Here is a 10378-nt window from a genome sequence, read left to right as displayed (position 1 = left end):
TTTCTTTTTCTTTTTGCCCCCGATACGTATCTATATAATTACGTATCGTATACGTATCGTAAATTTTATTTTCAATCGTTTCTCTATACGTAACATTGGACGTGGTTCTCAACTGTTCAAATTCTTTAAGTGCTTTGATTTTTTCAACTACAGTTTCATAGTCCACTTGATAGTTTGGATTCTTTTCATTCCAGTTATATATCGTAGACTCAAGGTCTTCTGAACCACTCTTTAAGTTGTTGAACTTCGAATAGCAAACAACAACATTACCTGGATCACCGCTGCCACCTCTTGATTTTGGTTTTATATGATCTAACTCAACATCTTTTCTTTGAAGAGTAATTCCGGTATAAAAGCATTTTTGCTTGTCCCGCCACATAATATAGTTACGAGTCGTAATCTTCTCCCCAATCTCCGGTTGATAGATTTTGGAAGGTTCAAAGTACACATCGTTCTGCAAGGAATACGAGTCGTAAATATCTTTTATTGAATCGTTGCTAATGCCACCAGACAGGTATTCAATTAAAGAAACATCTTTTACTTCTTTAAGTTCTTTTTTTACACAATCAACAATTGGCTTGCCAGCTCGGACAAGGTTATATTTTCCCCAGTTCTTAATTGCCAATTCTCTAGTTTCATCGTTATACCTTATAACGCCGTGGTGGTTAATAAAGCGATCAAACAAACTAGTTACTGTTTCCATTGAATAGCCAAGTTCAAATGCAACCCGCTTCTTAGTAATTTGATATATTCCAATTTGGGTTGTACTTGGGTTTGTTAGCAGATACAAGTAAAATAATTTGTCTTCTGGAGTCATCTCTTCAGTCACGTGAGCATCCTCCCAGAAGTCTGTGTAGACGTGTCTGAATTTTGCCAAGTGTTTTCCCTCCTGCTGTATGTGGTATAATTTAGTTAGTAGTTTTAAAAAGTGGGGCTGATGGTAATCCATCAACCCGCTTCATTTAAAATTCTGGACAGGTAATCGACTCCTTTAGGGGTCACATAAGTTTGCGGCTTATTGATTACCTGTTCTCCCATTTGAATAGACTTTTCTTTTACGACGAAGTATCCTCGATCAATATACGCCTGGTAGGGTGTGTTATTGGACATGAGGATCTTTTTTTGTTTCAAAAACTTAAACAATTTGTTCCGTCCAGTACCTAATGATTTAGCTGCAATGGCCATGGTCTGATAATTCTCTCCACTGATGAAACGATCATGAGCTTCCACTTTCGGACGGTTCCGTTCGACCTCTTCCTGTAGATCTGCAGCAAGTCTAAGCGCTTCCGAAAACGATTGCGGAACTTGTGGAGTGTAACTGCCGTTTTTCCTTATTGACGGCAATACCTCGTTAGTTACCCATTTTTTGAACGTCTTTGCTTCTTTCTTTCGGCTTTTAAATATCAAGGAGTATAGACCGGATTCGTTAACCAGGTTCATTTGCTTATTTCCAAACTGGGTCGGTACTACCGAGGTAGCTTTTTCATCATCATCCAGTCGGAAAACAGCGTCATGACTATTCTTAATTTCCAAAACTTCACATACATCAACTGCAACGAACCATACTATCCCATTCATCAATACAGTCCTGACTTGCTTATCTCTGTAATTAAAAACTTTTTGTAGCTCTTTTATCCTAATCACCTCCAATCTGATGCCAGCACATCGTTGAAACCAGGAACGCCTGAACTATTGAGGGGGAGGAGGTTCGCCGTTCCTGATCTCAACGACAGGCTGAACCTGCCGCATTAACAAACTTAGTTAGAACCATAAACTACCTACGGACGACTCATACTACGCTTGTCCGACTGAGAACAAGGTGGTATAGTTGATGCATAACAAGTGATTCACCTTAGTTAGCTGCCTTTTGCCGAAGGTAGCTTTTTTATTTGAGTGAGTTTCTTGAATCAATTAATTGGTTTTGTATTTGTTCAAGATGTTCTTTCTGAGCTGGTCCCATTTTAATCTTCATGTCATCACAATATTGGACTAATTTATTTATGTGATTTTTTTGAGCTTGAATCTCCTCCGACGGCACATATTTTTTCAAAATTACTTTGTCATCCTCTACATAAATCTCCAAAGGATCCTTCTCCTTAATTCCCATCATGCGGCGAAGTTCCATAGGTACTACTACACGACCAAGATCATCTACTTTTCTAACAATTCCAGTTGATTTCATTTTGTTTCTTCCTCCTCTGAATGTACTGTCACCATTTTGTTCAACTCTGTAGTGATTTTAGATAATTCTGCTTCCAAAGCATTTATCATCAAATATCTAGCAGTATGATGAAGTTCATTTGAAGGAAGGATGTTACATTCAGCGCTAACACCGCCAAAATGTATGAGCTCAATATTAAACTGGCCGCTTCTTGTAGAGGTCTTAACTCGTTTTAGATCTTGCTCAACCCTTTCCTTCCTTTCAGCTAAGTTTGCAGCTTCCACCAACGTTTTTCTCATTTACATTTCCTCCTTTAATTATTTTCGATTAGCTTTACGAGTTGCCTGAGCGATTTTTCTTTTCTTCTTGCGCTTATCAAATTCTTCTTGAGTGATGCCTTTACGAAGATCTCCAGTTCCTCCATTATTCAAAGCAATTTCACGAACTGCTCCTGCCTGTGTTGCGCGGAAAAATGCCGCCTGTTTCTCATTCTTAAATGTACGTCCCATTAAAATTCCATCCTTTCAAAGATTCATAGTTTTCTTGCATCCGAAACTGTGCGGTACAGCATCATCAATTCCGGATTATTTCTTTCGTACTCTTCGTTATAAAACATCGGGATATCGAACATCTTCATCAGATCATCCATGAGAGCTGCTAAACTCATGTCTTTATGGTATTGATCTGTTGGTGTGTTCACGATGTATTGAAAGCGCCGAGTGAAGATCAGCATTTCCCCAAACGTCATTTGCTTGCTCTTGATCTTTGGTATTGCACTCACCTCCTTAAAGTGGAATGAAAACTGAAAAGAATAATAAAGATCCAGAGACGACAAGCAAACAGATTAAGGTGATATCTACACTATCGAGCTTTTTCACAGCTCGTCCTCCTTTGTTCCATTAATCGAGGGACGGAAGTTTTCATGAAGAATTTTGCCATTTCTTTCATTGTCCGTTCACTTATGTTCGGAGGAGTGATTTTTTTTGGCATAATTTTCTCCTTTCCAAATGTATAAAATATGTGCGAAAATCGCACAATAAGATTATAAAAAAAGGTCTTCCACGGTGCGATTTAATTCCCTGGCAATCTTCGCAGCTGTTTCTAACGAAGGGTTATGTTTTCCAGATTCTACATTGGAGAGATAAGCTCTGTGGATGCCTACCTTATTTGCCAATTGCTGTTGAGATAAACCAAGTTCTTTACGAGTAACCACCAGTTTCTTTCTTGCCACTACAGTTTTTTCATCTGTATGTTTCATGTTTCTCCACCTCCTTTTGATGTTCGTTTCTAGCACCTTAAGGAAAGTATATGTTCTTTTAGCGAACATGTCAACATATTATTGCGAAAAACGCACAGTATTTTTTACGCACATTATTAGTTATAATATAATGGGTTAACTTTGGGAGGGAAAAGAAGATGAACTTCTCTAAACGTCTAAAGAAATTAAGGGAGCAAAAAGGGTTATCCCAGGAGGAATTAGCCCTTCGACTTGATATGCCCCGCACCTCTATTACACATTATGAAAGTGGTACCAATCGACTGCCAAGAAATCAGCGATTGAATGATATAGCAGACTTCTTTGATGTCAGTGTAGATTACTTACTGGGTAGATCAGAAACAGAAAAATTGACCTACGATGAGGAAGGATTCATTGAAGACAGCAAAGAGTTGACGGTTGAAGAGCTTCAAGAAAAGTACAAACTTTCCGTAGATGGAAAACCTGCCACTAAGGAGGAGCTGGAAGGGGCCATCGCCTTCATTCGTTCTCTTCGCGGGATGAAGTAGTTCCATACTTCTCCCGTGTATCTTGTTTAACCAACTTACTTAACAATTCCATTAGATCAACTGATTTAGACATCATGAATTTCTCCTTCGTTGGTGTAATTTTAGAGGGGGTATCTGTTTGACTTACAAAGTCGGTAGATGCCTACTTCGAAAACACTTAGCTGAGAACGGCATGACTCAGATGGACTTAGCAATCAAACTTAACATCACGGTGCAGCAAATCAACAAATATGTACAAGGTAGACAAAAGATGTCTATCCAGGTTGCTAAAAACATTTCTTCCATTTTGAATTGCCGTATCGATGAACTTTATGAGTGGATAGAGGTAGGCAATAACGAGTAGCACTGGCTACTCACCGACTTTCTTAAGCCGAACGGCTTAACTCCTCACTTAAATTATAACAAAACTTAACATTTTTCGTATCAGTTTTTTACATATTTGTCATAAATTGAATTTTTGTTAATAATAGAGTACCATAGTACTACAACACGAACAAGCGTTCTTGTTTATTATACAATACCTAGGAGTGATTAGGAATGACAATCGGTGTTTATATCCGAGTTAGTACTCTTGAACAAGCGAAGGAAGGATATTCAATATCAGCTCAAAAAGAACGATTGAACGCATATTGTTCAGCGCAAGGATGGAAAGACTATAAATTTTTCGTTGATGAAGGTGTGTCAGGTAAAGATACAAATCGTCCACAATTGCAAAACCTTCTTGATGCTATGGATCAGGGTAAAATAAGTATGATTTTAGTATATCGTTTAGATCGATTTACCCGTTCGGTTTTGGATTTACACAAGATGCTTGAAAGAATGGACAAACACCAATGCACTTTCAAATCTGCAACTGAGCCGTATGATACATCTACAGCAATGGGGAGAATGTTCATTACGATTGTTGCGGCAATGGCTCAATGGGAGATTGAAAACTCATCAGAACGAATTAAAATGGCATTGGAAGAGAAGGTGTCTGAAGGGGAGCGTGTTGGCAACGTGCCTTTTGGGTTTGATTTGTCAGAAAGAGAAAAGCTAGTTAAAAATGAAAAAGCTCCTATTGTGTTAGATATGATAGAAAAAATAATGGGCGGAATGTCAGCTGCATCTGTTGCGGATTTTCTAACTAAGACTAACAACGACAAAAACAAATGGCTACCTAATACCGTATTAAGAATTTTAAGGAACCCTGCAATTTACGGTGCAACAAGATGGAACGATAAAGTTTATGAAGATACGCATGAGGGGCTTATATCAAAGGAAGAGTTCCTTAAGCTTCAGCAAATTTTAGACAGTCGAACTATATTCCGCAAACGACATGTTAAAAGCACTTACCTTTTTCAAGGTGTATTGATATGTCCAGTATGTAATAGACCACTATCTGTAAATCGATATGTAAGAAAAAAAAGTGATGGCACACAATATCAAGGTGCAATTTATCGATGCCAGGTCTGTGCGAAAGAAGGGAAATACAATAAGTCAATTGGAGAACAAAGATTTTTGGACGCGCTCTATTCCTATATGAGAAATGTCAAAATCGATCAGTTACAATCACTTGAAGAAGAGGATGTAAAAACGCCAGTATTTTTTGAACAACTGAAACAAATTGAGAAGAAACGTGAAAAGTATCAAAGGGCATGGGCTTCTGATCTAATGGATGATGACGAGTTTAAAAGGCTTATGGAAGAAACCAAAGAACCTTATGAGGCATTAAAGAAAAAAGCGCAAAATTACAAACATCCAGAACCAATTGACTTGACTGCTATAAACGAGATTATTAAAAGTTTTAACGAACATTTCACCCTACTAACATTGGACGAGAAAAGATCATTCATTTCCACCTTCATAAAAAAAATTGAGTTTACCCTTGAAGATCAACCCCCTAAAGCACCGCACAAATCAAACAAGGGAAAAGAACGAGTAGAAATTACAAATGTTGATTTTTATTAGTCGATATAGTTGTATTTATGTAACGCTCTCAACAGGCTGCGGCAAGACGACTACGTTATACGCATTGCTGCAATCATTAATGAATCATCGCTCCTTTCAGGCCATTACCTTAGAGGATCCCATTGAAAAAGATTTAAATAACATTATCCAAGTACAGGTCAATGAACGGGCAGGGATCACTTATGATACTGGCCTGAAGGCTGCACTTCGGCATGATCCAGATTTACTCATGGTAGGCGAAATCCGAGATCAGGCCACCGCTCAGTTTGCTTTTCGTGCGGCATTAAGCGGACACCTCGTTATTAGTACTATTCACGCTAAAGATGCTTATGGAACAATTCGTCGATTGAAAGAAATGAACATCCAGCAAGCTGACCTAGAACAAACACTAATCGCCATCGCCGCGCAGCAATTGGTTCCCCTCCATGGAAACACTTTTCTTCCCAAGCGAACAGCCATTCTCGAGATGCTTGATAACGGTCTTTTGCATCACGCAATCAATGATCTTTCACCATACACACAAAAAGAATTCAGATCTTTTTCAAACTTGAGGAGGAAAGCGTATGCCCTCGGTTATATCCACCATTACGAAGTATAGATCAATTCGTGAAAGAACTTTAACTATCTCAACCCAAGTTTTATTCTTTCATCGACTAAGCCACATCCTAACAAAAGGATACCCTATCCTTGATGCACTGAAAATGACTGGATGGGATCCAGCGTTAAAAAACGTTTCAGAAGAATTGATTACACATTTAACTCGTGGTGAAAAAATTGATGTAGCTTTTCAAAAAGCTGATTTTTCTTCTATGGTTACGAATTTCCTCTATTTTGGAAGGGTTCACCACGATCTACCCACAATGTTCAAACAATGTGAACAGCTGCTCCGTATGAAAAAAGATTACCAACAAAAACTCCTTCAAGTCCTCCGTTACCCTCTGGTATTAATGTTTTTCATCGTTATTGCTTTTACGATTATCAAACAGACAATCCTTCCTAACTTCTTAATGTTATTTAAGGAGGATGTCCATTCCCTATGGTTGATGATTAGCATTAATTACCTCATCAATGGCCTGGGTATTCTCGGAGTTGGTATTTTAGCGATCAGTATCGCCTATCCTTTCATCGTACCTAGACTTCCATTGCAGAAGAAAATGAAGCTCTATCAAAAAGTGTATGTCCTCAACTATTACCATTCTTTCCACCTCTCCTATTTATTCACAACACACCTGCATTCTCTTCTCAAAGCAGGATTAACCCTTAAGCAATCACTTGAAATCATGAGTCAGCACAAAAAATACCAACTTCTTTCGCATTATAGTCAACAAATACTCCTTCAACTTGAAGAAGGCGTAACTATGGGGCAGGCTATGCATTCTTGTCCACTATTGAGAAAAGAACTGACAACTCTCTTCCACCATACCAACGATGCAGAAGCTCTAAAAAATGAGCTGGAAATGTTAACTATATTTTTTGTTGAATACTTTCAAGACAAAGCAACAAAATTTCTACAGATCATACAGCCGGCATTTTTTATTCTGATCGCCCTTATCGTCGTATGTATCTATGCTTCCATCATGCTTCCCCTATACCAATGGATGGCTGAAATATGAATAAAGGAGTAATCACCATGAAAAAATTGAATAATCAAAGAGGTTTTACACTAATTGAAATGTTGATTGTATTACTAGTCATATCAGTTCTGCTAATCATTACTGTGCCGAATATTTCCAAACACAATGGAACAATCAGGGAAAAAGGCTGTGAAGCCTTGATTGTAACTGCCCAAGCTCAAGTAGAGGCGTATTATATGGAGAATAACAATTTTCCTACAATCGAACAATTGACGACAGGGAAGTACTTAAAGGACAGTACCTGCCCTAATGGCGATAGCTTAAATATTGATGGATCTGGTACTGTTACAGCAGTCCCTGCTCCTTGATCATTATGTTTCCCAGAAATGGTTTCACACTAAGTGAAATTTTAATAGTACTTACTGCATGGTCAATCCTTCTAGTATGCATCATCCCCCTCCACGTAAGTACATTTCGATCGGTAGAGACTTCTGCGGTCATGGACCAGTTAAAGGATGATATTTATTTGGCTCAGCAACTTACTGTACAAGATCATCCCTATTATTGGTTAAGTTTCCGTCTAAGTTCGAATGATTATGTACTTTATGATGCACAGGACAGTGAAACAATTTTTATTAGAAAATTTCCGAAAAACTGGAGGTTTGAATTAATGACACTCGAAAATCCCATCCGTTTTAATTCAAGAGGAATCATCGCAAAGCCCGGGACTATGAAACTGTATAGTCCAACCGATACTTACAAACTTGTCTTCCCATTTGGATCAAGCAGGATGAACATTGAACAACAATAGAGGGTTTACGATGTTAGAGACTGTAACAGCCTTTAGTGTGTTCCTGCTTATTGTCCTTACCATTTACCCCTCCCTCATCCAACTCCGCGCGGCGCAAAGGGAATTTGCTTTGGAAAGATATGCAATTTCAGCCCTTCAGGATCAGTTTCAGTCATTGCCAGAAAGATCAAATTCCTACCCCTATTCCATTTCTGACGAAACACATACACAAGTCACTTTCTTATTTCAACAAAACGAAGAATTCATTGAAGGATGTGCATCGTGGAGAACTAGAGAAGGGAACTTGAAGGAGTTTTGTATGTATGAATTACAAAAGTAACAAAGGATTTACTTTGACGGAAACACTTATAAGCCTAATCTTGATCCTCATGATCGTAATTCTCTCTTCCCCCTTATTTTATGCTCTGAAAAATCCTTCTTACGACCAAGAACTCTCTGCTCGTCAACTTTTCTCATTTATTCAGCATGAAGTCAATCTCTCACGTAATACTTTAGTTGAAGAAAATAAATTGCAGATTATTGATTCTCGATACCGTTCTGTCGTTATAGAACAATACCAGGATAAAGTGCGGAGGCAAGTTGGCGGGACAGGTCATGAGGCTTTATTATCTGACGTTACGGTGTTCACTGTTATGGAGAATGGTCGGAATATTTTAGTCTCTGTGGAAATGAAAGGAGGAGAGTTTTATCAAAAACAAATTCACTACGCATCTACACAATAATAGAGGGGTGATATTTCCATGGACACTAGGTTTAGCATTGATATTATTCACGCTATTATTTACATCGATTTCTCAATATAATAATCAATTAATAGGAACCGATGTCTACATCTCCCATATTAAGGAACAACATTTGCTGAGCGTTGCAGAAGAACATTTTATTAGAGAGTCCAATTCCAAGACAAATCTCGGTATAACAGCCCCCTTTTACATCACAACGCCGGACGGTGAAGCTACAGCCACTTGTATAAGGGAAGAATCCGAAACCATCAAGTGCCACTGGAGTTTAACACTCCGAGGTAAAAGAACAAAGTCGCTCGATACTTATTTTTCCCTCTGAAATTTATATATAAATAAACACCGCTCCCAAGTGATTAACAGGGGCGATGCTTATTAAGTCGCAAAGTTGGCCATATCCAATTACCTCTTTAGATTTATTATGAAATGTTTGCAGTGTATTCTATTCTGTTATTCGTAATCCCTCTCAATCCTTCTAAGTTATATCCAACGACAAGTTTTTCTCCATTTGTAAGTATAGGACGTCGCAACAATTTAGGCTTTTCAATGACTAAATCCAAGAATTCGTTAAGTGACAAATCCTCAACATCAATTCCTAAATCTTTATATTCTTTGCTTCGTTTAGCTAAAATTTCATCAATCCCCTGTGTAGTCAAAGACAAAATCCTTCTTAGTTCATCAGCGTCAGGCGTCTCGCGAAATAAGTGCTGCTCATTAAAATCCACCCCTTGGCTCTTTAACCAAGACTTTGTTCGACGACAGGATGTACAACTTGGGTAACTGTAAAATTTTAATTCATACATTTTCAACGCTCCCTAATTTAGATTAAGTACACTTTATATTGTACAGTTAATGTATAACCTTTGTACAATAATTTAAACTCCTTTTTATAATTTTTCTCATTCCTTCGTGTTTTTTCTGCAAAAATCGGGAAACTTACTAAGAGAGCGCCTTCATTTATATAGGCAGGAGCTCATCGATTTATTTACATTTCACATTGGGTCGTTTATAATATGAATGATAGTTTAACGATGAAAAAGGAGGGGGAAAAAGCATGGATCGTATGTTTCGAGTGCTGGCCTTTTGGACAGGTATTTTCGCTGTCATGTTTTTTGCGGGCGATATGATGGAAGCGGCATTATTATCTTTAGTTCAAACGGCTTTTTTCCTTACTATTGGTTACCTTAAACTGTCAGAACGCATGTATGTGTACATATTCTTCTCATACTTGACAGTTTTCATGATTGGATTTACGTACTACTCATCATTTATTTTAGTACCGAGCTTCGGTGGTCACTAAAAAAATCCTGTTATCCCCAATGGATAACAGGATTTTTTTATTTTTCTTCCTCTACGT

Annotated in this window: 18 protein-coding genes; 10 read left to right on the top strand and 8 right to left on the bottom strand. The window is 38.0% G+C overall.

What is annotated here, in order from left to right; genetic code table 11:
• The 7 genes from LD39_RS21805 to LD39_RS11270 all read right to left on the bottom strand — a co-directional run.
• Positions 1 to 877: HNH endonuclease (locus LD39_RS21805; protein ID WP_197061421.1), on the bottom strand; the 877-nt coding region annotated here is incomplete at its 3' end.
• A gap of 71 nt (positions 878 to 948) precedes the next feature.
• Complete coding sequence (locus LD39_RS11295; protein WP_255349884.1) at positions 949 to 1644, bottom strand: phage antirepressor; 696 nt, start codon at positions 1642 to 1644, stop codon at positions 949 to 951.
• 241 nt (positions 1645 to 1885) lie between these two features.
• Positions 1886 to 2182 carry an AbrB/MazE/SpoVT family DNA-binding domain-containing protein gene (locus LD39_RS11290; RefSeq protein WP_035546377.1) on the bottom strand — a complete coding sequence of 99 codons (297 nt, stop codon included), beginning with the start codon at positions 2180 to 2182 and terminating at the stop codon, positions 1886 to 1888.
• Complete coding sequence (locus tag LD39_RS11285) at positions 2179 to 2460, bottom strand: hypothetical protein (RefSeq protein WP_035546375.1); 282 nt, start codon at positions 2458 to 2460, stop codon at positions 2179 to 2181. Before LD39_RS11285 ends, LD39_RS11290 begins: the two co-directional genes overlap by 4 nt.
• 18 nt (positions 2461 to 2478) lie before the next feature.
• Entirely contained in the window at positions 2479 to 2670 is a 192-nt protein-coding gene (locus tag LD39_RS11280; protein ID WP_035546373.1) for a hypothetical protein, read from the bottom strand.
• Between the two features lie 23 nt (positions 2671 to 2693).
• Positions 2694 to 2909, bottom strand: a complete 216-nt coding sequence (locus tag LD39_RS11275) for a hypothetical protein (RefSeq protein ID WP_035546370.1) — start codon at positions 2907 to 2909, stop codon at positions 2694 to 2696.
• A 294-nt stretch (positions 2910 to 3203) separates the two neighbouring features.
• On the bottom strand, positions 3204 to 3419 hold the full coding sequence (locus LD39_RS11270; protein WP_052158833.1) for a helix-turn-helix transcriptional regulator: 216 nt from the start codon (positions 3417 to 3419) through the stop codon (positions 3204 to 3206).
• Positions 3420 to 3577: 158 nt separating this feature from the next.
• On the opposite strand from LD39_RS11270, the gene LD39_RS11265 reads away from it, so the two are divergent.
• From LD39_RS11265 to LD39_RS11225, 9 genes are all read left to right on the top strand, one after another.
• The gene (locus tag LD39_RS11265) at positions 3578 to 3946 is read left to right on the top strand and encodes a helix-turn-helix domain-containing protein (protein ID WP_035546368.1); all 369 of its coding nucleotides are present in this window, start codon (positions 3578 to 3580) and stop codon (positions 3944 to 3946) included.
• 118 nt (positions 3947 to 4064) lie between these two features.
• The gene (locus tag LD39_RS11260; RefSeq protein WP_035546366.1) at positions 4065 to 4289 is read left to right on the top strand and encodes a helix-turn-helix transcriptional regulator; all 225 of its coding nucleotides are present in this window, start codon (positions 4065 to 4067) and stop codon (positions 4287 to 4289) included.
• Positions 4290 to 4483: 194 nt separating this feature from the next.
• Entirely contained in the window at positions 4484 to 5896 is a 1413-nt protein-coding gene (locus LD39_RS11255) for a recombinase family protein (protein ID WP_052158832.1), read from the top strand.
• Complete coding sequence (locus tag LD39_RS11250) at positions 5880 to 6494, top strand: GspE family protein (protein ID WP_231572562.1); 615 nt, start codon at positions 5880 to 5882, stop codon at positions 6492 to 6494. Before LD39_RS11255 ends, LD39_RS11250 begins: the two co-directional genes overlap by 17 nt.
• Positions 6460 to 7509 carry a type II secretion system F family protein gene (locus LD39_RS11245; protein ID WP_081988422.1) on the top strand — a complete coding sequence of 350 codons (1050 nt, stop codon included), beginning with the start codon at positions 6460 to 6462 and terminating at the stop codon, positions 7507 to 7509. The genes LD39_RS11250 and LD39_RS11245 overlap by 35 nt, the downstream gene beginning before the upstream one ends.
• A 17-nt stretch (positions 7510 to 7526) precedes the next feature.
• Complete coding sequence (comGC, locus tag LD39_RS11240; RefSeq protein WP_035546383.1) at positions 7527 to 7838, top strand: competence type IV pilus major pilin ComGC; 312 nt, start codon at positions 7527 to 7529, stop codon at positions 7836 to 7838.
• A 5-nt stretch (positions 7839 to 7843) separates the two neighbouring features.
• Complete coding sequence (gene comGD, locus LD39_RS23105; protein WP_035546381.1) at positions 7844 to 8281, top strand: competence type IV pilus minor pilin ComGD; 438 nt, start codon at positions 7844 to 7846, stop codon at positions 8279 to 8281.
• Positions 8268 to 8600, top strand: a complete 333-nt coding sequence (locus LD39_RS11230; RefSeq protein WP_156112626.1) for a hypothetical protein — start codon at positions 8268 to 8270, stop codon at positions 8598 to 8600. Before comGD ends, LD39_RS11230 begins: the two co-directional genes overlap by 14 nt.
• Complete coding sequence (locus LD39_RS11225; protein ID WP_035546362.1) at positions 8584 to 9003, top strand: ComGF family competence protein; 420 nt, start codon at positions 8584 to 8586, stop codon at positions 9001 to 9003. Before LD39_RS11230 ends, LD39_RS11225 begins: the two co-directional genes overlap by 17 nt.
• Positions 9004 to 9440: 437 nt before the next feature.
• Here the strand turns inward: LD39_RS11225 and LD39_RS11220 are convergent, their stop codons facing one another.
• Entirely contained in the window at positions 9441 to 9824 is a 384-nt protein-coding gene (locus LD39_RS11220; protein ID WP_052158830.1) for a Spx/MgsR family RNA polymerase-binding regulatory protein, read from the bottom strand.
• Positions 9825 to 10075: 251 nt separating this feature from the next.
• Between LD39_RS11220 and LD39_RS11215 the strand changes: the two genes are divergently transcribed.
• The gene (locus LD39_RS11215) at positions 10076 to 10321 is read left to right on the top strand and encodes a DUF2626 domain-containing protein (RefSeq protein WP_035546360.1); all 246 of its coding nucleotides are present in this window, start codon (positions 10076 to 10078) and stop codon (positions 10319 to 10321) included.
• Positions 10322 to 10378: the final 57 nt, after the last annotated feature.

The sequence above is a fragment of the Halobacillus sp. BBL2006 genome (genome assembly GCF_000786645.1).
Classification (GTDB): Bacteria; Bacillota; Bacilli; order Bacillales; family Halobacillaceae; genus Halobacillus.
Note: the sequence above shows the minus strand (reverse complement) of the source record. Positions and strands in the feature narration are given on the sequence as shown.